This window comes from Streptomyces griseiscabiei (assembly GCF_020010925.1).
GTDB classification, from domain to species: domain Bacteria; phylum Actinomycetota; class Actinomycetes; order Streptomycetales; family Streptomycetaceae; genus Streptomyces; species Streptomyces griseiscabiei.
In genome coordinates, this window is the sequence record NZ_JAGJBZ010000003.1 from 898686 (window position 1) to 922952 (window position 24267).

Sequence of the window (24267 nt, forward strand, 5' to 3'; positions counted from 1 at the left end):
GCTCGGGATTGCTCCTACGGCCTCATGGGATTGCTCGGGTTGCTCACGGGAGGGTGAGCTGAGCCCGGGCCCGCATGATCAGGCGGTGCGCCTGGTGGCCGAACACGGCGGACTCACTCATCAGGGTCCAGACCTTGACGTAGTACGCGACGTCATCGGCGGACTCGAGCCACAGTTCGGCGTTCCACGTGTCGGCGACGACCACGCTCTGATCCATGATCCAGAAACCGTGCTTCGGGGAGAACGGCGTACGGGCTCCCAGCGGAATCACGCCGAGCGTCACGGTGCTGGAACCCACCAGGGCCGTCAGACGCTCCAGTTGCGCCGACATGGCCGCAGTCTCGCACCGTTGGACAAGCAGCGCCGCCTCCCACAGCAGGGCGTGGATGTGCCGTCCCGGCTCGTACAGGATCGCCTGGCGCTGCATGCGCGCCTGCACTCCGGCCTCGACGTCCCTTGGGGATCCGACCCGCTCAGACACGTCCGTCAGTACGCCGCGGGCGTACTCGGGTGTCTGGAAGATGCCCGGGATGATCCCGGATTCGAAGATGTGGATCTCACGGGCCCCTTCTTCCTGGAGGCGGTGCCCCTCCTGCACGGCTCGGTGGCCGGCCGCCAGCTGCCGCTTCCAACTGCGGTAGGTCGTCTCCAGGGTGCGCAGGCTGGCGCGCAGTTCGTCGGCGACGTCCGGTCGGCCAACGGCTTCGGCCCACGCTTTGGCGTCGGCGTCGCTCGCCGTCTGCTTGCCGTTCTCCAGCTTGCTGACCTTGGACTGTTGCCACCCGAGCTGGGCGGCGAACTCCTTGCCGGTCAGCCCCGTCCCGGTGCGCAGCTCTCGCAGCCGCGCACCGAGGGCCTTACGGGCGTGCTGGTAGTCGCTCACGGACTCGAAGCTACCCGCTCCGCGAACTCATCGCGCCGGATCGCGTGATGCCAGGCGGCATCCCGGATCTGGCAGAACTCCACGATGCGCGCGGCGTCGTCGAGCAGCTCGGCGCCGAGGTACTCGTCCGAGTCGTCGAAGTGCAGCACCAGGGCGTAGCGGGAGTCGAACAGCCAGAAGTCGACTGCGGGCAGGTGCAGCTTCTCAGCGTCGGCCCGCCACAGGTACCGGATGTTCTCCCCGGCCGCGTTGTTCGTCGCGGCCGCGGCGAGTAGATACCGCTGCTCGGGGGTTGGCGGTGCGTCGGCCAGGCGCACGCGCTCGATGCGCTTGCCCTGGCCGGTCTGCGTGCTGACGTTGACGCACCATGGCCGGTCGATGTCGTCTGCGGTCTGGCCGGTCTCGAGCCAGGTACGGAACTTCGCACCGGAGCGGTCGGAGCCGTAGCCGCGGCGGGTCTCGAGGCGCCAGGCGGTGTGCGCGAAGTCCTCGAAGTGGGAGCCGAACGAGTCGTCGTCGATGAACTGCGGCACGTGGCCTACTCCTTGGGGGCGAAGCGGGTCAGCAGCTCGCGCGGCACGCGGACGAACGACTCGCCCTCGAGGACGTTCTGCAGCTGGGCGACGTCCTCGGGGTCGGTCACGATGTAGCCCTGGACGACGATGTCTCCCGTCTCGGTGTCCTCGTACAGCGTGGGGCACTTGCCGTCCTCGCTGGTGGTGCCGAGCATGCGGAGCTGAAGGGCCATGGTCCCTCTTCCTCTCGTGCCGTCGGTGAGCCATCAGGATGCGAGGAATGCGCGCGCGGCGGGGCGGGATTGCTCGAAATTGCTCGCGCGGGTGCCCTGAGACAGGGCACCCGCGCGGGGGGATCAGGCCGTGAGGTCGATCTCGACGATTGCCGACGGCTGGAAGATCTTCAGGCCCGCGTCCATCTCGCACCGGAAGCGGATCATGTTCCGCGTGAAGTCGGAGGCACCGCTGTCCTCGCCGAGGGCGTTGGGGTCGTAGACGTTCTCCGACCAGTCCAGCCGCACGTCCTCGACGACCTGCAGTTCCGTCGCGAGCTTGAAGTTCACCAGGTGCGCGACGCCGGCAGTCTGCGCGGTCGTCGAGACGACCGGCAGGCCCCACAGGCGCCGGGCCGAGACCTCCACCGTCTGAACCGGCCCGCCGAGGAAGTAGTCCGCCTCGTTGTTGGCGAGCAGCTCCACGGCCTCCCAGTCGTTGGGGTGCATGACGTACGCCGCGCCGTCGAGGAACGACAGGATCTCGAGCTTGGTCTTCGCCTTGCGCGCGGTGGTGAGCAGGTCCGTGTCCCACGCCTGCGTCTGCGAGCCGGACACGTTGGCGATCCCGGTCATGTTCTCGCCCGAACCACTGCCGTTGATGATCTGCGCCTCGAGACCCAGCTCGAGACCCAGGCGCATCTCGACGTCCAGGACGCGCTCGAGGGACGGAGCGTCGCGCAGGTCCTGGCGGGCGATCGGCTCCGAAAGGTGAGCGATCGTCCGCGTCCGGTCGTCGATCCGCTCCCACGTGTAGACGCTGGTCGGCTTCACCGCGCCGCGCGCTACGGGGGCGGCGTTGTTGGTCCGTACGGTCTGGCGCAGGTAGCCGAACCGTGACGGGCCCGGCTCGGTCGGGATGAGCTGTCGCAGGGCCAGAACGGGAACGCCCTGGCGGATCGGCTCGGGGTCGAGCGGCACCGTCAGCGGCACGGCGCCAGAAGCGAGGATGCCCTTGTACCCGCCACCCTCCGAGGCCGCGAAGACGACCTTGGCGCCCCAGTCGGAGCCACCGGCCGCCTTCACCCGCGGATGCTGGCCGGCCTTCGAGGAAGGCGACAGCGGCCTCCCGCGTTCGCCGGGCAGTGTCGAGAACCCCTTGCCGTCCCCGGCGATCTCGTGCCCCAGCTTGTTGAGAGCAGCCTTCATGCTGTCGGCGTTCGTCTCGCCGCGATCCTCCATGATCTGATCCACCAGAACCCGGCCCTTGGCGATGTTGGCCTCAACAACGGCGGCCTCTTCCCTGGTGAAATCTCGCCCCTCGGCCGTGGCCCGGTCGGCGATCACACGGGTCTCGCTCAGGAGGAGCCGTGCTTGGTTCTTCAGCTTCGTGATGTCGGCAGCCATCTGCCGTCTCCTTCGGGAAGTCGGGACTCTTCCCGGTACACAGAGGCGGGCCTCGAGACCGCGCCCTCGAGACGCGCGGGGGAGGCTGGCACAGCAGCTCTACCGGGCGGCGCCGAACTGAGCGGACCAGAGGGCGGGCGGCGACGTTCCGGACCGGCGCTCGAGGCGGGCGACTTGGCGGCCGGGGTGGATACCGGTGGCCGCCGCCAACGCCTCGAGGGCCTTACTCACGGAATGAGTCGCTCGCGGTCCCAACTGCTGGCCGTCGATCAACCTGCCCCCAGGCTACGCCTTACGACCGAAACGCGCCCTACCTCGGCTCCGCCGGCGTACGTCGTGACCTCCCTGCAGTCGCACGGACACAGCAGGAACGACACACGCTCCACCGAGCCGAAGTCGTCAGCCACGAACCAGACATCACCACGCCCGTCCATGATCCGGCGCTCATCGCTCTCGGACACCCACGGCCCCCGTAGGGCGTCCGTCGCGTCGACGTGCTCGATGACCGCCAGGAGCAGCCGGACCCCGGCCGCCTCCCGGCCGTCCAAGGTTCGGATCAGCACCGATTCCACGCCCTCTCGTCCCAGTGGCTGGCGGCGTCCGCCGGCAGGTCCATCTCCACTTTGTCGTCCCACCGCTTGGGCCGGAGCCGGACCCGCACCACCGGCTGAACCGGTGCCGCAGCGCGTTCGTCATCGCCCTCAGGCGAAGGGGTTGTCATCGTCCTCGTCCTTCCTGTCCGCATCCGTAAATCCGATACGCACCCGCGCATCCGTGGTCAGACCCAACTCCCGGGCCCAATACCGCAGCTGCTGTGATGCTTCCCGCATCGCCACCGTCGCCGGGTTCTTCACCATGCGGCCCCGATCCATGTCCGACCGGCCCTCGACCACCGGACCGCGGTCACGCACGTCCCGGGCCGCCGCGGCGAACGCCGACCAGTACGAGCAGTACGCCGTCACGGCCGCACGCTCGCCCTCCCGGAAGCGGGTCGCATCGTTGGCGTACACCGACGCCAGACGCTCCCACTCCTCCAGGCCGGCCTCGTCGAGGATGTCCGGCTGGTCGGTCCAGGTGAGACCGAGGCCGCCGATCTCCGCCTCCTTCGCGAGCCGGACCGCCGGCTCCGGAGAAAGGATCTTCAACCCGGCAGGGATCGCCGGGGTCTTGCGTCGTGCAGGCATTTCGCACCTCTCCATAACTGGTTCTGAAGCCCGTCGGCGTACGCCGCATTCACCGCGGCGGGCCCCCAGCGATTCGGTCTGGTGATTCCGACTCCCCTAGGGGGAGGGTCTCGACTGCAGCCCGCGCGGGGGCGCAGGCGGGCCCTCACCCGGTCCTCACGAGGGGGTGATCTGGCGGGGCGTGGTCGTGCCGGTCGTGATCGTTTCTGGTGACGGTGAGTGAGGTCTGTTCGGGCGTCGCGCCATTGGCGCCGCCATTCGCGCCATTGGCGCCAGGCTCTGAGTCCTGGCGCGAATGGCGCGACTGTGGCGTGACTGTCGGAGCGTCCTCACTCTTCGTGTCGGTGAAGTGCTCAGTGATCCGCCATACCGAGCCCTTGCCGAACCCGGCGCGCTCGGCCTTGACGCCTGCCTTGCGCATGGCGCGTTGAAGGGTGCGCTCGCTGATGTCGTCGGCCGCTGCGGCCTTCTTCACGTCCTTGCTCGAGGCCTCGCCGCCCTGGCTCTCGAGGTAGCCGCGCAGCCACTCGGCGGCGATGTCCCGGTCGCCTCGGTCGGTCTCCTGTCCGGCGGAGAGGATCTCGTCCACGGTGCGATCGGCGCGGCCGGTGAAGACGAACCGGCCGACCCGGGCGTCTCCGGCCCGAGTCGGCACGGTGGTCGACTCGATGAGGTAGGACAGCGAGGGCAGGTCCGCGCGGCCGAGGCTGTTCTTCGCCTGGGTCATCACCCTGCATTCGTTGTCGTCGTCGCGGGCGAACCCGAACACGGCGCGGGGGACGTTCTTGAAGGCACCTGAGCCCGTGATGAGGGAGGCCGGGTCGGTGCTGGCTCCCTTGTTGAAGTGGGCGATACCGAGCAGCACGGCGCCCGTACGGTCGGCCATCCGGGCGAGCGGGTCGAGGGCCAGGCGGACGTCACGCTCGCGGTGGGTGTCGATGCCCTTGCCGATGCAGGACATGAGCGGGTCGAGGACGACTAGGGCCACGCCGTGCTCGGCAATGGCCTGCTCCATCAGTGAGTTGTCCTGCGGGAGGCTGAGCGTCGTCTCGCCGTACTCAGCTTCCACGGCCTCCACGCGGTACACGAGGTCGAGGTCTGCGCCGGCCCCGATGAGCCGGGGCACGATCGTCTGCTTCCACGAGTCCTCCACGGCCACGTAGAAGACAGCGCGGGGGCGCCCGTGGAAGGAGCCGGGCAGGGTGCCGCGGGTGATGTGTGCGGCCATCCACATCCCGAACGAGGACTTCCCCGTGCCCTCGCGGCCGGCCGCGACCGACAGGGCCCCGGCGGGGACGCGTCCCTCGCCCTCGTCGACCCACGCCCACACCACCGGCTCAGGCTCGATGTCCGAGGCGCGGGTGATCTTCAACGACCGGCGGGGAGCGAGCGCGGCCTCGGTGACCCCGTTGCTCTCGAGCATCTCGCGGGCCACCTCACGGGGGTTGGTCACGCGACCGCTCCCGCCCGGCGCGGCGCCCGTTCCGCGCTGTGCAGCGTCCTCGAGGCCTCGGCGTCCGACAGGCCGATGCGGGCCGCAGCGTCGAGCAGCGCGCCGTGCACGGCGTCGCCGTCGACCTTGCCCGCGCGCACCAGCTCGAGGGCGCGGCACCCTGCCCAGAAGAGGCGGGAGTTCCGCTCGCCCTGGCGGGCCTCGAGGACGAACGCGACCAGGCCGACGAGCCCGTCGAAGGGGCGGGCCGTTCCGATCTGATGTACGGGGCGGGGCGGGGTGGTGCGCGCTCCCAGGAAGAGCGGCCATGGGGTGAGCGGGTGGGTGAACTGTCCGTCGCCTGACCAGCGGTAGCGGGCGCCGGAGGGGTGCAGCGAGGGTGCGGCGACGATGTAGCCGTTGGCCTTCACGTCGATACCGGGGCCGAGCTTGCCGGGCAGGTCTGTGCCGGGGTGGGCGTAGACCAGGTGGAGGCCGTCCCCGCCCGTGAGCTGCATCAGGGTGGCGGGCAGTGGCCCGTGCTCGGCCTCGAGGCGGCACAGCGTCGAGTGTCCGCCGTTGCGGGGGTCGACGTCGACGACGGCCAGGCCGTTCGGGGCGCAGGGCAGGCCGATCCCGGCGGACGGGTAGCGGCTCCACCAGGCGGTGATCTGCGCGGGGTCGCGGGTGGCGTCGTGGTAGCCGTGCCCGTGCTGGCCGCACTCGCCGCGGCAGGGGTGCCCGGCTTCGTGCGCGCGGGGGATGGCCGGCGTCTTGCCCGAGAGCGGGAAGACGCTCCAGCCGTGTTGCGCGTAGGCGAGGGCGTGCTCGAGCATCGACCTTCCGCCCCTCGGTCCGGCTCGCCCGGCGAGGGCGGGTCGTGTCATCATCTGGAGGTCCGTTCTCTGTTGAAGCCCTGGGTCGCTGCCGAGCGATTTGCCCGGGGCTTCGGCGTTTCTGGTGCGGGCAGGGCCCCCGCCACTCCGGTGCTGGAACACCGGCGGCCTGGTGGGGGCCTCTCTCACTGGGAGATCGTCTGGGCGTCGAGCCACCGCTCGACTTCTTCCCAGCGAGCTCGAAGGTGCCGCCCGACCTTGATGAGCTTCGGGCCGCCGCCGCGGGAACTCCACTGGTAGACGGTGCTGAGCGGCACACCGCAGTACTCGGCGATCTCGTCCGGCTTGGCCAGCGGCCGACGCACGACATCTGCCCTGGGCAGGTGGGCACGGGACATGACGCTCCTTGTGCGGGTTTTCCATGACTGACATTGAGTAAGTTGTCATTGGCGCGAGTTGCTTGTCAACGTCTTCATCGTCTGTCATGGTTTTCCATGTCACCCGATGTAGGAGAAGCGTTGAAACTCGAGAAGGCCATCGGCCGCAAACTGGCTTGGGCTCGGCGGATCCGCGGCCTGTCCCAAGCTCAGCTCGGGGAGGCCCTGGGCGCGTACCTGGAGAAGCCCTGGAGTCGACAGGCGGTCAACGCTGCGGAGCGTGGCGACCGGGCCTTTACGGCGCGGGATCTGCTGGCCCTGGCGCTAGCGCTGGAGACACCCGTGACGACACTGCTCATCCCTCTCGGCAGTAGCGATGAGGTAGAGCTGCCGAGTGGTGCCGCTCTTGATCGTGCTCAGTACCGCAGTGCGATCCTGCACCCTGACGCTGGCAAGACGTCGGCACTCGCCGAGTCGCTCGAGGACTTGAAGCGCGTACATGCCGCGTTCGGACAGATGATCGACCTGCACCAGCGCATCGGGCTCGAGCTGAACATGGGCCTGGACATGCTGGCTTCGGCGGCGGAGGTCCTTGGCGCCACTCCCGAGAACGACCCCGGCGAATCGGGTGACGCTGATGGCTAGCGTCTACGACCGGTGGCACCTCTCCCGCCCGAAGAAGGGCGCCGAGCCGTGCGCCGAGCACTCCAGCCGGACCCGCGACCTCGTGCCCTCCGCCGACCACGGCAAGGGGAAGCGCTGGCAGGTCCGTTGGCGTGACGCTGCGGGGGAGCAGCAGAAGGAGAACTTCGCCAAGCGCAGCCAGGCCGACACCCGCGCCGCGACCATCGAGGCCGACCTCGCCCGCGGCCTGTACGTCGACCCGGCGGCCGGCAAGGAGAGCTTCCGTGCGGTCGCCGAGCGCTGGCGCACCTCCGCCGTGCACCGCGACGGCACCAGCTCGCGCGTCGAGCGGGCCCTACGGCTGCACATCTACCCGACGTTCGCGGACCGGCCGATCGTCACCATCCGGCCCTCCGAGGTGCAAGCCTGGGTCAAGGACCGGTCGCAGGCGCTCGCGCCGTCCACGCTGCGGGTGACGTTCGCCTACCTGGTCACGGTGATGCACACGGCCGTACGGGACCGGACGATCGCGCTGAACCCGTGCGCCGGCATCAAGCTGCCGGAGGTGCGGCGTCCGGAGATTGTGCCCCTGCACAGGGACGCCGTTCACGCGCTGATCGAGGCGGCTCCGCCCCGGTACCGCGCCATGATCCTGTTTCGCCGTGGCGTCGGGGCTCCGGCAGGGCGAGGTCTTCGGCCTGGAAGTGGACTGCGTCGACTTCCTGCGCCGGGAGGTGACGGTTCGCCAGCAGCTCGTCACCCCGGACAAGGACACGGAGGCGGAGGAGGGGGAGACGGCCGTGAGCTACCTCGGCGAGCCGAAGACGCACGAGAGCTACCGCACCGTGCCGCTCGTCGGCCTGGCGGTCGACGCGCTCGCCGCGCACCTCCAGCAGTACCCGGCCGTGACGGTGGACATCGAGGACCGGACGGACCCGCGCAAGCCGAAGCGGCGCAAGGCACAGATGCTGTTCTCGACGGAACGCAAGGACGTGCTGAAGCGCTCCGGCTGGTCGCGCACATGGGCCCGGATGGAGAAGAAGGCGAACGAGGCCCTCTCCAAGGCGTACGCCGAGTCGTACGCGGCCTGGGTGCAGCGCGGCCGGCCGGAGGGCGCCGAGCCCGCCCTCGTCCAGGTGCCGGGGGAGGCGAGCATGCACGACCTGCGCCACTTCTACGCCTCGGCGCTGATCAAGAACCGGGAGAGCGTGAAGACGGTTCAGCGGCGGCTCGGCCACTCGAAGCCGTCGATCACGCTCGACACCTACACCCATCTCTGGCCGGACGATGAGGACACAACGCGGGCGGCGATCGAGGCGGTCCTCGGTGATGTGCCCGCGTTGTGCCCTCCGGCCGCAACGATTTCTCGCTAGTGCAGGTCAGACGGTTGGATCACCGGTAGTTGACGAACTGCACCGCGAACTCGAAGTCCTGGCCCTTGAGCAGGGCGATCACGGTCTGCAGGTCGTCGCGGCTCTTGGAGCTGACCCGCAGCTCGTCACCCTGGACCTGGGCCTTGACGCCCTTGGGGCCCTCGTCACGGATGATCTTCGCCACCTTCTTGGCGTTCTCCTGGGAGATGCCCTCCTCGATCGACGCGAAGAGCTTGTACTCCTTGCCGGACAGCTGGGGCTCACCCGCGTCCAGCGACTTCAGGGAGATCCCGCGCTTGATCAGCTTGGACTGGAAGACGTCGAGGATGGCCTTCACCCGGTCCTCGGAGTTCGCCTCCATCAGGATCTTCTCGCCGGACCACGAGATCGAGGCGCCGACGCCCTTGAAGTCGTAGCGCTGCGAGATCTCCTTGGCGGCCTGGTTGAGGGCGTTGTCGACCTCCTGCCGCTCGACCTTCGAGACGATGTCGAAACTGGAGTCGGCCATGTCCTGTGGCTCCTTGAAATCGGGGTATCGGGGGGCGACAAGCCTAGCCACACCAGCCCCTCCGGGTACTGATCAATCAGGTGGCGGAGCACCCCCGGGCATCAGGTATCGTTTACGTCGTCGCCACGGAGCGCCGCCGAAAAGCGGTTCGAAGGACGACAAATCCCAGGCGGTGTGCCCGAGTGGCCAATGGGAGCGGACTGTAAATCCGTCGGCTTAGCCTACCCAGGTTCGAATCCTGGCGCCGCCACGTGGAGGGAAGCCCCTTCCGGACTGTGAGAGCAGTCGGGAAGGGGCTTTCTCGTTTTCCAGGCACACTGACTGCATGTCATCGCGTCGCAGGAACTGCCCCGAGTGCCGTCGTGAGATCGCCGTCGTGGCGGGGCGGTACGCGCGGCACGATCCGCCGGGGGCGAGCGGGGACCTGGTGTCGTGCCCCGGGTCGCGCAGGCCGGCCCAGCTCGGTGCGGCCCAGCCCGCGCTCGACGGCTTCGTCGTCCCCGACTTCCCCGGCCAGCTACCGCTGTTCTGACGCGGGCGTCAGTTGCCCGCCACCGACTTCACCGCCACGGAGACCGGCGTCGAACCGCTGATCAGCTCCAGGGTCAGACCGGCGGTGGCCGGGGTCTCCAGCAGTTCGGCGAGGACCGCGGCCACGTCGTCGCGGGGGACCGGGCCGCGCCCGGTGGACGCCTCCAGCCGGACCAGGCCGGTGCCGGCTTCGTCGGTCAGCTGCCCGGGCCGCAGGATCGTCCAGTCCAGGTCCAGGCCGCGTACGTACGCGTCGGCCTCGCCCTTCGCCCGCAAGTAGACGTCGAAGATGTCGTCGCCCTCGTGGCGGGGGTCCGCGCCCATGGACGAGACGACGAGATGGCGGCGGACGCCCGTCCGCACCGCCGCATCGGCGAACAGGACCGCCGCCCCGCGGTCGACCGTGTCCTTGCGGGCCGTCCCGCTGCCCGGCCCGGCGCCCGCCGCGAACACCGCGGCGTCCGCGCCCTGCAGATGGGCGGCGACCTCCTCGGCCGACGCCGACTCCAGATCGCACAGCACCGGTTCGGCACCCACCGCCCGCAGCTCGTCCGCGTGTTCGGCGCGGCGGATGATCCCCGCGACCTCGTGACCGCGCCCGGCGAGCAGCCGCTCCAGCCGCAGCGCGATCTGACCATGTCCTCCAGCAATGACAATGCGCATGATTCCGACCGTACGCCCGAACGGACGCGTTCGCCGCGCAACCATCCGACCGTCCCGGGTGTCTCACCCATGTTCGCCTTTTTCACCTTGTTCGGCGAACTCCGGCACCACGCCGGAATCACGGGGGGAAACCGACACCGCCATGCGTATCACCACGCGCGAGACCGTCGTCCGTACGTCCATGGGGCGGGCGTCCGCCGCCGGGGCGCCCGTAGTCCGCCGGGCCTTCACCGGGGTCGGCTGCGCGGCGGCCGTGCTCGTCACGGTGGCCGCGTGCGGCACGGTCCAGAACCTCACCGCGGGCCAGAAGATCGACGGCGCCGTCGAGCGACTGGGCGAGCAGAAGTCGCTGGCCTTCGGGATACGGCTCGACGCCGACCCGGACGACCTCGTCGCGCTGATGGGCGAGGACGGCGAGGAGGCGCCGCCGGAGATGGCGGAGTTCTTCACCGACCTGCGCGTCGACGTGTCCGTCAAGTCGAAGAAGCCGCTGGCCGAGTCCGGTGAGAAGGACATCACCGGCATGGGCATGAAGGTCTCGGGCGACAAGGGCGTGCTCGCCGAGTACCGGGTCGTCGGCGACTACACGTACTACCGCGCCGACATGCAGGCCATGGGCGACGCGATGGGCATGCCGTTCCCGACGGCCGACGAGCTCGACGAACTCCCGGAGAGCGAGCAGCACTTGCGGCCGGTCCTGGAGGGCGACTGGGTCAAGGTCAACACGGCCGACCTGCGGGAGGCCGCCGAGGACGCCGGGGCCGGCTCCGGCTCGGGCGGCTCCGACGACATCGACGCCAAGACGCAGAAGAAGATCCTCGACGCCGTCCGCGGTGTCGTCGCCCGCGAGGTCGACTTCAAGACCAAGGACGGCAAGGACGGCGCCGAGGTCATCAGCGCCAAGGCCAACTTCCGCGACCTGCTCACCGGCATCGTCGGCAAGCTCCGGCCCATCGAGGGCGAGCTGCCGCCGGGCGCCGAACTCCCCACCGCCAAGGACATGAAGGACGCCCCGGACAAGAACGTCGCGGTCGACTTCACGCTCCAGGACGGTGACCTGACCCGGATCGAGACCGACCTCGCCGTCCTCGCCGACGACCCGAAGGGCGCCGAGGCCCCCCTGGTCCTCACCTTCGGCAAGGCCGGCGACATCAGCGCCCCCAAGGGCGCCTCCGAGATCCCGGTCGACGAGTTCGGCGGCCCCTTCGGCGGCGGAATGCTCGGCGTCTGATCTTCAAGCGCGTCAGGCACGCGCGCGTGGAGCACGAGAACCCCACGCGCGCGTGCCCGCACCCCCAAGTGCGGCCCGCGCACCTCCACTTCCCTCACGCACGCCCTTCGCCCCCCTCAGGACGGCTGCCCCGGCCCGTGCCTGGGCTGATCCGCCGCCCCACCCGTGGCCGACCCGCAGTTCAGGCCGGGCACGCGAGCGGAGCAGCAAGGCAGCACCGGAGCGCCACGCGCGTGCCCGCGCGCCCACATCGTGCCCGCACCCCCAAGTGCGGCCCGCGCACCCCCACTTCCCTCACGCACGCCCTTCGCCCCCCTCAGGACGGCTGCCCCCGCCCCTGCCGGGGCAGATCCGCCGCCCCGCCCGGCGCCGAGCCGCAGTACTCCCGCACCGCGCTGGTACGCGCCACCACGCGCCCCCGGTGCACGACGATCCGGCTGTACGCCAGCGACAGCACCCCCGCGAGCCGGTCACCGCGCACCGCGAGCAGTTCGGCGGGGAAACCGGCCTCCACCCGCACCTCCGGCAGCCCGAGCGCGGCCCGCGCCGCCCCGCTGACGGCGTTGTAGGCGTCCTCGGGCCGCAGCCCGTACCGGGACGCCAGCAGGAAGGCCGCCTCCAGCGGGTCCCCGCGGCCCACGGGGTTCGACACGTCCCGCAGCGCCCCGCTGCCCGCCGCCACGCGCACGCCGGCCGCGCGCAGCAGCCGTACGGGCGCCGTGCCCCGGCCGTCCACCGCGCCGCAGCCGCCCTGGGGGAGACAGACGACGGTCACCCCGGCCGCCGCGAGCTGGTCGGCGGCGCGGGAGCCGACCGGGGCGGGCAGCCGGGCGAGACCGCCGCACGGGCCGAGGGTGACGCCGGGCCGCAGCCCGCCCGCCATGGCCGCCAGCCGGGCGAGCCGGGCCGGGTCGTCGCCGTCGGTGTGCAGGTCGACCGGGCAGCCGTACTCGGAGGCGATCTCCAGGACCGCCTCCACATACCCGGTGGGGTCCGGGTCCAGGTCGGGGCAGCCGCCGATCACCGAGGCGCCCATCTTCACCGCGTCCCGCAGGATCGCGAGCCCGTCCGCCCCGGCGACCCCGGTCAGCACCCGGGGCATCGCCACCGTCGTCAGCTCCACGAGCCCGTCCAGCGCCCGCCGCGCCGCGAGCACCGCCGCCAGCGCCTCCAGGCCCTGCACATCGCCCACGTGGACGTGTGAGCGCACCGCCGTCGCACCGTGCCCGAGCTGGAGCAACGCCGCCTCGGTGGCCCGCCGCCGGACGTCCCGGCCGTCGTACGACACCGGGCCCTCGGCATCGGCCGACAGGGCCGTGTCACCGTGGGCGTGCGGCTCGACGGGTGCCGGCAGCAGCAGATGGCCGCCGAGGTCGACCCGGGTGGCGGGAGCTCCGGACGCGGCGGGCCCCACGCCCAGACTGCCCGCCGTACCGACCGCCTCGATCCGGCCGCCGCCCAGCCGAACGTCCACCACCCGGCCGTCGGTCAGCCGCGCCCCGCACAGCAGCAGGGCGCCGGCTCCGCCGGGGCCCGAGGGTGGGCCGGAGGAGGAGGGGGACGGCTGCGGGCGGCTGTCGGGCATCGCGCTCCTGGGGCTACAAGATCACGCAGAGTGAGTCGAGCCTAGGCGTGCCGTCCGCCCCCGTAGCGGAGGAGCGCAATAGTCGTACCGGTGTGGTTCATCTCTCGGCGGACCACCGGGAGGACCGGGAACGATGGTGCCCCTGGGACCCGCGGGACCTCGGAAAACAGGGCGGACCAGGGCCCCCGGAGGCCCGCCGGATGATCCCCGGATGATCCCCGGACGGCCCGTGGACGAAGGCACGGAAACGGATTTGGGCGAACGGCGGTGGGCCGTGTAATGTCTTCATCGCTCGCCCCAATAGCTCAGTCGGCAGAGCGTCTCCATGGTAAGGAGAAGGTCTACGGTTCGATTCCGTATTGGGGCTCTGGTGTGAAAGGTTCCCGTCGCAAGACGGGACCGCTCGCATCAAAGCGGTGTAGCTCAGTCGGTAGAGCAAGCGGCTCATAATCGCTGTGTCACCGGTTCAAGTCCGGTCACCGCTACTGACAGTAGCCGATTGCGGGGTCGGTCCTTCGATCGGCTACTCTTCTATGCGTTAAACCCTGTCCCATCCGTTCGTCAAGGAGCACTCACGTGGCTGCCACCGACGTCCGCCCGAAGATCACGCTGGCCTGCGTGGAGTGCAAGGAGCGGAACTACATCACCAAGAAGAACCGGCGTAACAACCCGGACCGACTGGAGATGAAGAAGCACTGCCCGCGTTGCAAGGCGCACACCGCGCACCGCGAAACGCGATAAATCAGGCTCGTACGCGAGGCCGTCCCCGAGAGATCGGGGGCGGCCTCGCGTCGTTACACCGACCGGTACCAGGCGGTAGCCGGTCGGTACCGCCGTATCCGCAGCAACCAGGAGGTGCCGGGCCCATGGCGCTCGACCAGTCCTTCGTGGGGCGTACCTACCCGCCCACCGACCCGTACGAGGTCGGCCGGGAGAAGATCCGCGAGTTCGCGGAGGCCGTGGGGGACACCAACCCCGCGTACACCGACCCGGAGGCCGCGAAGGCGCTCGGGTACGCCGATGTGATCGCCCCGCCGACCTTCGTGTTCTCCATCACGTTCAAGGCGGCCGGCGAGGTCGTCCAGGACCCGCAGCTGGGCCTCGACTACAGCCGCGTGGTGCACGGCGACCAGAAGTTCGCCCACAAGCGCCCCGTCCGCGCCGGCGACCGGCTCACGGTCACCTCGACCATCGAGGCGATCAAGTCCCTGGCGGGCAACGACATCCTGGACATCCGCGGCGATGTCCACGACGAGACCGGCGAGCACGTCGTGACCGCCTGGACCAAGCTCGTGGCCCGCGCGGCCGAGACGGCGTGAGGACGTGAGGAACCGATGACCGCGAAGATCTCCTACGACGACGTCGAGGTCGGCACCGAACTGCCCGCCCGGAGCTTCGGCGTGACCCGCGCCGACCTCGTCCGCTACGCGGGCGCCTCCGGCGACTTCAACCCGATCCACTGGAACGAGCGGTTCGCCAAGGAGGTCGGCCTCCCGGACGTCATCGCCCACGGCATGTTCACCATGGCCGAGGCGATCCGGGTCGTCACCGACTGGACCGGCGACCCGGGCGCGGTCGTCGAGTACGGCGTCCGCTTCACCAAGCCCGTGGTCGTCCCCGACGACGACAAGGGCGCCACCATCGAGGTCAGCGCCAAGGTCGGCGCCAAGCTCGACGACCGCACCGTCCGCGTCGACCTCACGGCCATGAGCGCCGGCCTGAAGGTCCTCGGCATGTCCCGCGCGGTCGTCCGCCTGGCCTGACGGCCCCGGTCCCGCGCCCCTCCCGGGCGCGGGGGTCTCGTACTCTTGAGCCCGTGCAGGAACTCCACGACGCCCCCCTCGCCCCGCTGACCACCTTCCGGCTGGGCGGGCCCGCGCGGCGGCTGATCACCGCGACCACCGACGACGAGGTGATCGCCGCCGTCCGCGAGGCCGACGACAGCGGTACGCCGCTGCTGCTCATCGGAGGCGGCTCGAACCTCGTCATCGGCGACCAGGGCTTCGCCGGGACCGCGCTGGTCGTCGCCACCAAGGGCTTCACGCTCGACGGGACCCGGCTGGAGCTGGCCGCCGGCGAGGTGTGGACCGACGCCGTCGCCCGGACCGTCGAGGCCGGGCTCGCCGGGATCGAGTGCCTGGCCGGCATCCCCGGCTCCGCGGGCGCCACCCCGATCCAGAACGTCGGGGCGTACGGCCAGGAGGTCGCCTCCACCATCACCGAGGTCGTCGTCTACGACCGCCGCACCCGTGAGACGGTCACCGTCCCGAACACCGAGTGCGCCTTCTCGTACCGCCACAGCCGCTTCAAGGACGAGCCCGAGCGCTATGTCGTCCTGCGCGTCCGCTTCGAACTGGAGGACGCGGGCGGGCTGTCGGGGCCGGTCAAGTACGCCGAGACCGCCCGCACGCTCGGCGTCGAACCCGGCGACAGGGTCCCCCTCGCCGACGCCCGCGAGACCGTGCTCAAGCTGCGCGCCGGGAAGGGCATGGTGCTCGACCCCGAGGACCACGACACCTGGTCCGCCGGCTCGTTCTTCACCAACCCGATCCTCACGGACGAGGAGTTCGCCGCCTTCCACGCGCGCGTGCGGACCCGGCTCGGCGCCGACGCCGCCCCGCCCGCGTACGCCGCGGGCGACGGCCACACCAAGACCTCCGCGGCCTGGCTGATCGACAAGGCGGGCTTCACCAAGGGGTACGGCACCGGCCCCGCCCGGATCTCCACCAAGCACACCCTGGCCCTCACCAACCGGGGCGCCGCCACCACCGAGGACCTGCTCACCCTGGCCCGCGAGGTCGTGACCGGGGTCCGGGACGCCTTCGGCATCACCCTGGTCAACGAGCCGGTGACGGTCGGCGTCAGCCTCTAACCCGCCGGACTGGCGAGCCAGTCGTCCACCCCGGCCAGCAGCTTCGTCCGCTCCTTCTCCGGGGCCGCCGACGCGCGGATCGACTGCCGGGCCAGCTCCGCCAGTTCGGCGTCCGTGAAGCCGTGGTGGTGCCGGGCGATCTCGTACTGGGCCGCGAGACGCGAGCCGAACAGCAGCGGGTCGTCCGCGCCCAGCGCCATCGGCACCCCGGCCTCGAACAGAGTGCGCAGGGGGACGTCCTGGGGTTTCTCGTAGACGCCCAGGGCCACGTTCGAGGCCGGGCACACCTCGCAGGTGATCCCCCGGTCCGCGAGCCGCTTCAGCAGCCGCGGGTCCTCCGCCGCGCGCACCCCGTGCCCGATCCGGGAGGCGTGCAGATCGTCCAGGCAGTCACGCACCGACGACGGACCGGTCAGCTCACCGCCGTGCGGCGCCGACAGCAGACCCCCCTCGCGGGCGATCGCGAAGGCCCGGTCGAAGTCCCGTGCCATGCCCCGGCGTTCGTCGTTGGAGAGCCCGAAACCGACCACGCCCCGGTCCGCGTACCGCACCGCCAGCCGGGCCAGCGTGCGCGCGTCCAGCGGGTGCTTCATCCGGTTCGCGGCCACCAGCACCCGCATCCCGAGCCCGGTCTCCCGCGCGGTCGTGTCCACCGCGTCCAGGATGACCTCCAGCGCCGGGATCAGCCCGCCCAGCCGGGGCGCGTACGACGTCGGGTCCACCTGGATCTCCAGCCAGCCCGAGCCGTCCCGTACGTCCTCCTCCGCGGCCTCCCGCACCAGCCGCTGGATGTCCTCGGGACCTCTGACGCACGAGCGCGCCGCGTCGTACAGCCGCTGGAAGCGGAACCACCCCCGCTCGTCCGTCGCCCGCAGCCTCGGCGGCTCCCCGCTGGTCAGCGCCTCGGTGAGCGCCTCGGGCAGCCGCACCCCGTACTTGTCGGCCAGTTCCAGCACGGTCGTGGGCCGCATCGACCCGGTGAAGTGCAGATGCAGATGGGCCTTGGGCAGTTCAGAGAGATCACGTACACGCTCCATCGCCCGATCCTGCCGTACGTCCGTGCCGTCCCGGTACCAAAATCTCCGAACGTGGTCTTGCTCGCACAAAGCAACGGGCTCGGCCCACTCGATTCGAGTGGGCCGAGCCCGTCAGCGCGGAAGGTGTCCAGGACCTCAGTCCTGCGCCTCCGCCAGCAGCTTCTGGATGCGGGAGACGCCCTCGACGAGGTCCTCGTCACCCAGGGCGTACGACAGACGCAGATAGCCGGGGGTGCCGAAGGCCTCACCGGGGACGACCGCGACCTCGGCCTCCTCCAGGATCAGCGCGGCCAGCTCGACCGTGTCCTGGGGGCGCTTGCCGCGGATCTCCTTGCCGACCAGAGCCTTGACCGAGGGGTACGCGTAGAAGGCGCCCTCGGGCTCGGGGCAGTACACGCCCTCGATCTCGTTGAGCATCCGCACGATCGTCTTGCGGCGGCGGTCGAAGGCCTCGCGCATCTCGGCGACGGCCGTGAGGTCACCGGAGACGGCGGCCAGCGCCGCCACCTGCGCCACGTTCGACACATTGGAGGTCGCGTGCGACTGCAGGTTCGTCGCGGCCTTCACCACGTCCTTCGGACCGATGACCCAGCCCACCCGCCAGCCCGTCATCGCGTACGTCTTCGCGACGCCGTTGACCACGATCGTCCGGTCGGCCAGCTCGGGCACGACCACCGGCAGCGAGTGGAACTCCGCGTCGCCGTAGACCAGGTGCTCGTAGATCTCGTCGGTCAGGACCCACAGGCCCTTCTCGGCGGCCCAGCGGCCGATCTCCTCGATCTGCGCGCGCGTGTAGACCGCGCCGGTCGGGTTGGAGGGGGAGACGAACAGGAGCACCTTCGTGTTCTCGGTGCGGGCCGCCTCCAGCTGCTCGACGGAGACCCGGTAGCCCGTGGTCTCGTCGGCGACGACCTCGACCGGGACACCGCCGGCGAGACGGATCGACTCCGGGTACGTCGTCCAGTACGGCGCGGGGACGATCACCTCGTCGCCCGGGTCGAGGATCGCGGCGAAGGCCTCGTAGATGGCCTGCTTGCCGCCGTTGGTGACGAGGACCTGCGACGGGTCGACCTCGTAGCCGGAGTCGCGCAGGGTCTTCGCGGCGATCGCGGCCTTCAGCTCGGGCAGACCGCCGGCCGGCGTGTAGCGGTGGTACTTCGGGTTCTTGCAGGCCTCGACGGCCGCCTCGACGATGTAGTCCGGGGTCGGGAAGTCGGGCTCGCCGGCGCCGAAGCCGATCACCGGACGCCCGGCGGCCTTGAGGGCCTTGGCCTTGGCGTCCACGGCGAGGGTGGCGGACTCGGAGATCGCGCCGATGCGCGCGGAGACCCGGCGCTCGGTGGGAGGGGTTGCAGCGCTCATGGACCCCATCGTTTCAGACACGAAACGCGCCGGGCACGCGGGTTTCACAGACTGGGCAACAGACTGAACAGCGTCGGAAGAACCGTTTGTGTCCGGGACCGGAAACGGTCGATCTTCGACGGACAACGCCCCTACGGACGCTTTCTGTTCGACGGCAGGCCTCGGACCACGTATGCTCTCTCCTCGTTGGCCTTCACCGGCCGCGCCCGTCAGGTGCACACCGAGCACCCGGTCGGATGCGGTACGTTGGGGGAGAACCGCAAAGGGTCGTAGCTCAATTGGTAGAGCACTGGTCTCCAAAACCAGCGGTTGGGGGTTCAAGTCCCTCCGGCCCTGCTACACACTCCTCACGCCAGGATGTGTGCGCATGTACGTACAGCAATGTTCCGCCGTGCGGCTCAGACCGGGCGCGGCACGGCCACGACCCGGACCGGAATCAGGTGAGGATGAATGACGGACGCCGTGGGCTCCATCGACACGCCTGATGCCCAGGACGAGGTGCCCGAGGACAAGAAGAAGACCCGTAAGGGCGGCAAGCGTGCCAAGAAGGGCCCGCTGAAGCGTCTTGCGCTCTTCTATCGCCAGATCGTCGCGGAGCTGCGGAAGGTCGTCTGGCCCACCCGCTCCCAGCTGACGACGTACACCTCGGTGGTCATCGTCTTTGTCGTCATCATGATCGGTCTTGTCACACTGATCGACTTCGGCCTCGACAAGGCCGCCAAGTACGTCTTCGGCTGAGCCGAGAGCGAAGGGCGCCGTTGACCTGGCGCCCCTTTTCGCATGTTCCACCCCCATGATCCAGGAAGAAGCAACCACGTGTCTGACCCGAACCTGAAGGACGCCATGGAGCCTCGCGGTGAAGGTGCCGAGTCCGTGGATGACGAGCTCGACATCGTCGAGGGCGCGGACTCCGAGGACGGCGTCGACGAGTTCGAGGCTGCCGAGGCCGAGGCGGGGGAGCCGGCCGAGGAAGAGGCCGTGCACGTCGAGGACGACGACGAGGACACCGACGACTCCGAGGACGAGGACGCCGAAGAGGCCGTCGAGGAGGAGACCGAGCCGGTCGACCCCGTCGAGGCGCTGCGTGAGGAACTGCGGGCCCTGCCCGGCGAGTGGTACGTCATCCACACGTACGCCGGTTACGAGAACCGTGTGAAGACCAACCTCGAACAGCGTGCCGTCTCGCTGAACGTCGAGGACTTCATCTTCCAGGCCGAGGTGCCGCAGGAAGAGGTCGCGCAGATCAAGAACGGCGAGCGCAAGACGATCCGCCAGAACAAGCTTCCCGGATACGTTCTCGTCCGCATGGACCTGACGAACGAGTCCTGGGGCGTCGTCCGCAACACCCCCGGCGTCACCGGCTTCGTGGGCAACGCCTACGACCCGTACCCGCTGACCCTGGACGAGATCGTCAAGATGCTCGCGCCGGAGGCCGAGGAGAAGGCCGCCCGTGAGGCAGCCGAGGCCGAGGGCAAGCCCGCGCCCGCCCGCAAGGTCGAGGTCCAGGTGCTGGACTTCGAGGTCGGCGACTCGGTCACCGTCACGGACGGTCCGTTCGCCACGCTGCAGGCGACGATCAACGAGATCAACGCGGACTCCAAGAAGGTCAAGGGTCTCGTGGAGATCTTCGGCCGCGAGACTCCGGTCGAGCTGTCGTTCGACCAGATCCAGAAGAACTGAGTTCTTCGCAGCGGCGCAACCAACGCTTCCGACCAGGTCAGGCAAGCTCTCCGCAGCTTGTCTGACCTGCTCGGTTTTTGGCCGCGCATCTATACCCGCTATCGTTGTGCGGTATGCCTTCATCTGGCCGCGAACCGGATGAGGGCGCACTCGAATCGAAAGGACCCGGAGAGTAATGCCTCCCAAGAAGAAGAAGGTCACGGGGCTCATCAAGCTCCAGATCCAGGCCGGCGCGGCCAACCCGGCTCCGCCGGTCGGCCCCGCGCTCGGTCAGCACGGCGTCAACATCATGGAGTTCTGCAAGGCCTACAACGCCGCGACCGAGTCGCAGCGCGGTTGGGTCATCCCGGTGGAGATCACGGTCTACGAGGACCGCTCCTTCACCTTCGTCACCAAGACGCCCCCGGCCGCCAAGATGATCCTCAAGGCCGCGGGTATCGAGAAGGGCTCCGGCGAGCCGCACAAGACCAAGGTCGCCAAGATCACCGAGGCGCAGGTCCGCGAGATCGCCACGACGAAGATGCCCGACCTCAACGCCAACGACCTGGACGCCGCCGCGAAGATCATCGCCGGTACCGCGCGTTCCATGGGCGTCACGGTCGAGGGCTGAACCCCACCTTCGTAGAACCATGCGGCTCACGGAGCCGCACGTGGTAGGGCCTGCTCGGCCCGTACACCACGACTCCTTTCAGAACACACAGGAGCAGTTGTGAGCAAGCGCAGCAAGGCTCTCCGCGCTGCGGACGCCAAGGTCGACCGGGACAAGCTCTACGCCCCGCTCGAGGCCGTCCGTCTCGCCAAGGAGACCTCCACGTCCAAGTTCGACGGCACCGTCGAGGTCGCCTTCCGTCTGGGTGTCGACCCGCGCAAGGCCGACCAGATGGTCCGTGGCACCGTGAACCTCCCGCACGGCACCGGTAAGACCGCCCGGGTCCTGGTCTTCGCGACCGGTGACCGTGCCGAGGCCGCGACCGCCGCCGGCGCCGACATCGTCGGCTCCGACGAACTGATCGACGAGGTGGCGAAGGGCCGTCTGGACTTCGACGCCGTCGTCGCCACCCCGGACCTCATGGGCAAGGTCGGCCGCCTCGGCCGCGTGCTCGGTCCCCGTGGTCTCATGCCGAACCCCAAGACCGGCACCGTGACCCCGGACGTCGTGAAGGCCGTCAACGACATCAAGGGCGGCAAGATCGAGTTCCGCGTCGACAAGCACTCGAACCTGCACTTCATCATCGGCAAGACGTCGTTCGACGACACCAAGCTGGTGGAGAACTACGGCGCGGCGCTGGAGGAGATCCTCCGTCTGAAGCCGTCGGCCGCCAAGGGCCGCTACATCAAGAAGGCCGCGATCAGCACCACGATCGGCCCCGGCATTCCGGTCGACTCCAACCGCACCCGCAACCTCCTCGTCGAGGAGGACCCGGCCGCCGTCTGAGCCTGACGCTCACCGGCAGCCGCGTCGCGGTCGCACACCCTGGGACGAGCCCCGCAGCCTTTCGAGGCCGCGGGGCTCGTCTCGTTTCGTGCGGGAGCCGAGAAGGCGCAAGCGGTCGGCATCGCCGTCGTGGCCGCGCTGCCGGGCGGTAGGGCCGCCTGCGGCACGCAGGCGGGAGCGGAGGCCGCGGGGAAGCCGAGACGCCCGCGAAGGCCGGGGCGAAGCCCGCCACGCCCTCCACGCCCGCCGAGGCCGCGATGACCTCGCGGCCGACCGCGATGCGCATGGAGCTGACCGGGTGGGGCCTGGGCGCGGACAAGGCCGTGGGGGTGCGGTTCGCCGACGGGGTGATCTACGCCGAGGGGGACGCGGCGCCGCGGAGAACAACACCTACCGTGTCCTGCCCGCTCCGCTGGAGGCGAGCCCGCTCGCGCAGTCCACGCTCCTCGCCGGTGCGGAGAAGGTCGGCGAGGTCGGTACCGGGGCACGGTCACCACGAGGAGTCCGCGGGCCGCCCGGACGGCCGCCCGGGACAGGGCGACCCGGGAGCTGCGGACGGCCGGCCCGGACCAGTTCATGGTGCCGGGCATCGAGGAGACGCTCACCGTGGAGCTGTGGGTCGACGACGAGGGCCGGGCCGAGCGGTGGCCCCCGGGGGCGGATTTGCTTGACGGGGACGGGGTCCCGTACTCTTCCCGAGAAGCCAAAGACCGCTGGTCGTTGCCGTGTGCTCGTGAGAGGGCGCGGTGGCCGAAGGATCCGCTGAAACTGCGGACGACCCGCGCAGGTGACTGTGGAAGTTGCTCCTGGTCCGGTTCCGTCGTCGTACGGGATTCGTCCGGTCGAGCCACGCCCCGAGCGCCTGCGCCGGGGCGTTTCGTTTTCCCCAGCCCCTTCTGAGCGGTCCTCATCACCCGGAAGGAGGCCGACGCTCTATGGCAAGGCCCGACAAGGCTGCCGCGGTGGCCGAGCTCACGGAGCAGTTCCGTAGCTCGAACGCCGCCGTGCTGACCGAGTACCGGGGTCTCACCGTGGCGCAGCTCAAGACGCTGCGTCGTTCGCTCGGTGAGAACGCCCAGTACGCCGTGGTGAAGAACACGCTGACCAAGATTGCGGCCAACGAGGCCGGGATCTCGACGCTCGACGACCTGTTCAACGGTCCGACGGCGGTCGCCTTCATCACCGGTGACCCGGTGACGTCGGCGAAGGGTCTTCGTGACTTCGCCAAGGACAACCCGAACCTCGTCATCAAGGGCGGTGTCCTTGACGGCAAGGCGCTGTCCGCCGACGAGATCAAGAAGCTCGCGGACCTCGAGTCCCGCGAGGTTCTGCTCTCCAAGCTGGCGGGTGCCTTCAAGGGCAAGCAGTCCCAGGCTGCGCAGCTCTTCCAGGCGCTTCCCTCGAAGCTCGTCCGCACCGTGGACGCGCTCCGTGCCAAGCAAGAAGAGCAGGGCGGTGCCGAGTAACTCGGCTCGCGAAATGACCGCCGCCTGAGGCAGTCCGCCTCCGAAAGCGGTCGTAGCGGGCCGTCGTACGCCCGCCAGACATGTACATCCGGCACCTGCCGAATTAGTGGAAGGAAGCCATCGTGGCTCTCACCCAGGACGAACTGCTCGCCGAGTTCGAGGGCATGACCCTCATCCAGCTCTCCGAGTTCGTGAAGGCGTTCGAGGAGAAGTTCGACGTCACCGCCGCCGCGGCCGTCGCCGTTGCCGGCCCCGCCGGCCCGGCCGCCGCTGCCGAGGCCGTCGAGGAGCAGGACGAGTTCGACGTCGTCCTCACCGGCGCCGGTGACAAGAAGATCCAGGTCATCAAGGTCGTGCGTGAGCTGACCTCGCTGGGCCTGAAGGAGGCCAAGGACCTCGTGGACGGCGCCCCGAAGCCCGTTCTCGAGAAGGTCGCCAAGGAGGCCGCGGAGAAGGCCGCCGAGTCCCTCAAGGCCGCCGGCGCCTCCGTCGAGGTCAAGTAACACCTCGCCGGTCCGCCGGCACCCCGCGAGTCGGTCCGGACAGTTCTGAGACGCGTGTCAAAAATCTGTTCGAGGCTGTAACGCGAACGTACCGAAGGGCGATCACCCAACTGGGTGGTCGCCTTTCGGCGTTCCGGGACGTCGAGCGACGGCTGCCTTGCACTGTCGGTGGCGACGAGTATGGTGATCTTCGTCGTGCCTCCGAACGCCCCAGGTGACGAGCCGCGAGTGACGATCGCGGCAGCCGGATCGGGCATGAGGGGCCTTGACGAACTGCACGCAGCGCGCAATTCTCAGGACGCGTCGTCACACCGATCCGAACTCCGAGGCATGGATCGACGGCGAAGAGGGCAGTATCAACGTGCATTGAGGGCGTGGGCTTGCGTAGGTGTCGAGAACAACGAGGGTCTCAAAAAACCCGCACTGGACATCAGTGTGCCAAGTGGCTACACTGACCCTTTGCGCTGCCTGTTAGCTGTCCCCTGCCCGTCACCAGGGGCATGCCCTCACTTGAGCATCGACGAACAGACCATTCCCGACCTGGCCTTTCG

Annotated in this window: 28 protein-coding genes and 4 tRNA genes; 18 read left to right on the plus strand and 14 right to left on the minus strand. The window is 69.7% G+C overall.

Annotation, left to right across the window (positions count from 1 at the left end; all coding sequences use genetic code 11):
* Positions 1 to 43 precede the first annotated feature (43 nt).
* The 9 genes from J8M51_RS37910 to J8M51_RS37950 form a co-directional block, all read right to left on the minus strand.
* On the minus strand, positions 44 to 883 hold the full coding sequence (locus J8M51_RS37910; protein ID WP_086751839.1) for a helix-turn-helix domain-containing protein: 840 nt from the start codon (positions 881 to 883) through the stop codon (positions 44 to 46).
* Positions 880 to 1416, minus strand: a complete 537-nt coding sequence (locus J8M51_RS37915; protein WP_086751841.1) for a DUF6879 family protein — start codon at positions 1414 to 1416, stop codon at positions 880 to 882. The genes J8M51_RS37910 and J8M51_RS37915 overlap by 4 nt, the downstream gene beginning before the upstream one ends.
* 5 nt (positions 1417 to 1421) lie before the next feature.
* Positions 1422 to 1631, minus strand: a complete 210-nt coding sequence (locus tag J8M51_RS37920; protein WP_086751843.1) for a hypothetical protein — start codon at positions 1629 to 1631, stop codon at positions 1422 to 1424.
* A 123-nt stretch (positions 1632 to 1754) separates the two neighbouring features.
* A complete protein-coding gene (locus J8M51_RS37925; RefSeq protein WP_086751845.1) occupies positions 1755 to 3017 on the minus strand; it encodes a phage major capsid protein in 1263 nt (420 codons plus the stop codon).
* A 269-nt stretch (positions 3018 to 3286) separates the two neighbouring features.
* Positions 3287 to 3589, minus strand: coding sequence for a hypothetical protein (locus tag J8M51_RS37930; RefSeq protein ID WP_143673061.1), 303 nt, complete (start codon positions 3587 to 3589; stop codon positions 3287 to 3289).
* Positions 3590 to 3718: 129 nt separating this feature from the next.
* Complete coding sequence (locus tag J8M51_RS37935) at positions 3719 to 4201, minus strand: phage terminase small subunit P27 family (protein ID WP_179202859.1); 483 nt, start codon at positions 4199 to 4201, stop codon at positions 3719 to 3721.
* Between the two features lie 145 nt (positions 4202 to 4346).
* Positions 4347 to 5654 carry an AAA family ATPase gene (locus J8M51_RS37940; RefSeq protein ID WP_179202860.1) on the minus strand — a complete coding sequence of 436 codons (1308 nt, stop codon included), beginning with the start codon at positions 5652 to 5654 and terminating at the stop codon, positions 4347 to 4349.
* Positions 5651 to 6469: a bifunctional DNA primase/polymerase gene (locus J8M51_RS37945; RefSeq protein WP_179202861.1), complete on the minus strand. Its 819-nt coding sequence runs from the start codon at positions 6467 to 6469 to the stop codon at positions 5651 to 5653. The genes J8M51_RS37940 and J8M51_RS37945 overlap by 4 nt, the downstream gene beginning before the upstream one ends.
* A gap of 185 nt (positions 6470 to 6654) precedes the next feature.
* Positions 6655 to 6867 carry a helix-turn-helix transcriptional regulator gene (locus J8M51_RS37950; RefSeq protein ID WP_086751856.1) on the minus strand — a complete coding sequence of 71 codons (213 nt, stop codon included), beginning with the start codon at positions 6865 to 6867 and terminating at the stop codon, positions 6655 to 6657.
* 120 nt (positions 6868 to 6987) lie between these two features.
* On the opposite strand from J8M51_RS37950, the gene J8M51_RS37955 reads away from it, so the two are divergent.
* Positions 6988 to 7491: a helix-turn-helix transcriptional regulator gene (locus tag J8M51_RS37955; protein WP_179202862.1), complete on the plus strand. Its 504-nt coding sequence runs from the start codon at positions 6988 to 6990 to the stop codon at positions 7489 to 7491.
* 641 nt (positions 7492 to 8132) lie between these two features.
* Positions 8133 to 8843, plus strand: a complete 711-nt coding sequence (locus J8M51_RS37960) for a site-specific integrase (protein WP_256964014.1) — start codon at positions 8133 to 8135, stop codon at positions 8841 to 8843.
* Positions 8844 to 8862: 19 nt separating this feature from the next.
* Here J8M51_RS37960 and J8M51_RS37965 read toward each other — a convergent pair whose 3' ends face one another.
* Complete coding sequence (locus J8M51_RS37965; RefSeq protein ID WP_086751860.1) at positions 8863 to 9351, minus strand: YajQ family cyclic di-GMP-binding protein; 489 nt, start codon at positions 9349 to 9351, stop codon at positions 8863 to 8865.
* Between the two features lie 168 nt (positions 9352 to 9519).
* Here J8M51_RS37965 and J8M51_RS37970 point away from each other — a divergent pair.
* Together J8M51_RS37970 and J8M51_RS37975 are read left to right on the plus strand one after the other, a co-directional pair.
* A tRNA-Tyr gene (locus J8M51_RS37970) sits at positions 9520 to 9601 on the plus strand.
* 75 nt (positions 9602 to 9676) lie between these two features.
* Complete coding sequence (locus tag J8M51_RS37975) at positions 9677 to 9883, plus strand: hypothetical protein (RefSeq protein WP_086751862.1); 207 nt, start codon at positions 9677 to 9679, stop codon at positions 9881 to 9883.
* 8 nt (positions 9884 to 9891) lie between these two features.
* On the opposite strand, the gene J8M51_RS37980 is transcribed toward J8M51_RS37975, so the two are convergent.
* A complete protein-coding gene (locus tag J8M51_RS37980) occupies positions 9892 to 10545 on the minus strand; it encodes an SDR family oxidoreductase (RefSeq protein WP_086751864.1) in 654 nt (217 codons plus the stop codon).
* Positions 10546 to 10687: 142 nt separating this feature from the next.
* On the opposite strand from J8M51_RS37980, the gene J8M51_RS37985 reads away from it, so the two are divergent.
* On the plus strand, positions 10688 to 11776 hold the full coding sequence (locus J8M51_RS37985) for a hypothetical protein (protein ID WP_256964015.1): 1089 nt from the start codon (positions 10688 to 10690) through the stop codon (positions 11774 to 11776).
* A gap of 316 nt (positions 11777 to 12092) precedes the next feature.
* Here the strand turns inward: J8M51_RS37985 and J8M51_RS37990 are convergent, their stop codons facing one another.
* Entirely contained in the window at positions 12093 to 13361 is a 1269-nt protein-coding gene (locus tag J8M51_RS37990; protein ID WP_267299855.1) for an amidohydrolase family protein, read from the minus strand.
* Between the two features lie 294 nt (positions 13362 to 13655).
* Here J8M51_RS37990 and J8M51_RS37995 point away from each other — a divergent pair.
* From J8M51_RS37995 to J8M51_RS38020, 6 genes are all read left to right on the plus strand, one after another.
* Positions 13656 to 13728: transfer RNA gene (locus tag J8M51_RS37995), tRNA-Thr, on the plus strand.
* 45 nt (positions 13729 to 13773) lie between these two features.
* Positions 13774 to 13846: transfer RNA gene (locus J8M51_RS38000), tRNA-Met, on the plus strand.
* 91 nt (positions 13847 to 13937) lie between these two features.
* The gene (gene rpmG / locus J8M51_RS38005; RefSeq protein WP_006347275.1) at positions 13938 to 14102 is read left to right on the plus strand and encodes a 50S ribosomal protein L33; all 165 of its coding nucleotides are present in this window, start codon (positions 13938 to 13940) and stop codon (positions 14100 to 14102) included.
* Between the two features lie 125 nt (positions 14103 to 14227).
* Complete coding sequence (locus J8M51_RS38010; protein WP_086755342.1) at positions 14228 to 14680, plus strand: MaoC family dehydratase N-terminal domain-containing protein; 453 nt, start codon at positions 14228 to 14230, stop codon at positions 14678 to 14680.
* A 15-nt stretch (positions 14681 to 14695) separates the two neighbouring features.
* Entirely contained in the window at positions 14696 to 15124 is a 429-nt protein-coding gene (locus J8M51_RS38015; protein WP_086755343.1) for a MaoC family dehydratase, read from the plus strand.
* A complete protein-coding gene (locus tag J8M51_RS38020; RefSeq protein ID WP_264761016.1) occupies positions 15121 to 16233 on the plus strand; it encodes a UDP-N-acetylmuramate dehydrogenase in 1113 nt (370 codons plus the stop codon). The genes J8M51_RS38015 and J8M51_RS38020 overlap by 4 nt, the downstream gene beginning before the upstream one ends.
* Here the strand turns inward: J8M51_RS38020 and J8M51_RS38025 are convergent.
* Together J8M51_RS38025 and J8M51_RS38030 are read right to left on the minus strand one after the other, a co-directional pair.
* Positions 16230 to 17270 carry an adenosine deaminase gene (locus J8M51_RS38025; RefSeq protein ID WP_086755345.1) on the minus strand — a complete coding sequence of 347 codons (1041 nt, stop codon included), beginning with the start codon at positions 17268 to 17270 and terminating at the stop codon, positions 16230 to 16232. The genes J8M51_RS38020 and J8M51_RS38025 overlap by 4 nt on opposite strands.
* 135 nt (positions 17271 to 17405) lie before the next feature.
* Complete coding sequence (locus tag J8M51_RS38030; protein ID WP_179203059.1) at positions 17406 to 18632, minus strand: pyridoxal phosphate-dependent aminotransferase; 1227 nt, start codon at positions 18630 to 18632, stop codon at positions 17406 to 17408.
* 263 nt (positions 18633 to 18895) lie between these two features.
* Between J8M51_RS38030 and J8M51_RS38035 the strand changes: the two genes are divergently transcribed.
* The 7 genes from J8M51_RS38035 (at position 18896) to rplL (ending at position 23716) form a co-directional block, all read left to right on the plus strand.
* Positions 18896 to 18968 (plus strand) — tRNA-Trp (locus J8M51_RS38035).
* 114 nt (positions 18969 to 19082) lie between these two features.
* A complete protein-coding gene (secE, locus tag J8M51_RS38040; RefSeq protein ID WP_086755347.1) occupies positions 19083 to 19370 on the plus strand; it encodes a preprotein translocase subunit SecE in 288 nt (95 codons plus the stop codon).
* A 78-nt stretch (positions 19371 to 19448) separates the two neighbouring features.
* Positions 19449 to 20312 carry a transcription termination/antitermination protein NusG gene (gene nusG, locus J8M51_RS38045; RefSeq protein WP_086755348.1) on the plus strand — a complete coding sequence of 288 codons (864 nt, stop codon included), beginning with the start codon at positions 19449 to 19451 and terminating at the stop codon, positions 20310 to 20312.
* Between the two features lie 175 nt (positions 20313 to 20487).
* Positions 20488 to 20922: a 50S ribosomal protein L11 gene (gene rplK, locus J8M51_RS38050; RefSeq protein ID WP_033528316.1), complete on the plus strand. Its 435-nt coding sequence runs from the start codon at positions 20488 to 20490 to the stop codon at positions 20920 to 20922.
* 99 nt (positions 20923 to 21021) lie between these two features.
* Positions 21022 to 21747, plus strand: a complete 726-nt coding sequence (gene rplA / locus J8M51_RS38055) for a 50S ribosomal protein L1 (RefSeq protein WP_059079076.1) — start codon at positions 21022 to 21024, stop codon at positions 21745 to 21747.
* Between the two features lie 935 nt (positions 21748 to 22682).
* Positions 22683 to 23213, plus strand: coding sequence for a 50S ribosomal protein L10 (gene rplJ, locus J8M51_RS38060; protein ID WP_086755349.1), 531 nt, complete (start codon positions 22683 to 22685; stop codon positions 23211 to 23213).
* A gap of 119 nt (positions 23214 to 23332) precedes the next feature.
* Positions 23333 to 23716 (plus strand): 50S ribosomal protein L7/L12, encoded by a 384-nt coding sequence (gene rplL / locus J8M51_RS38065; protein WP_086755350.1) that lies wholly within the window; start codon positions 23333 to 23335, stop codon positions 23714 to 23716.
* The last annotated feature ends 551 nt before the right edge of the window (positions 23717 to 24267 follow it).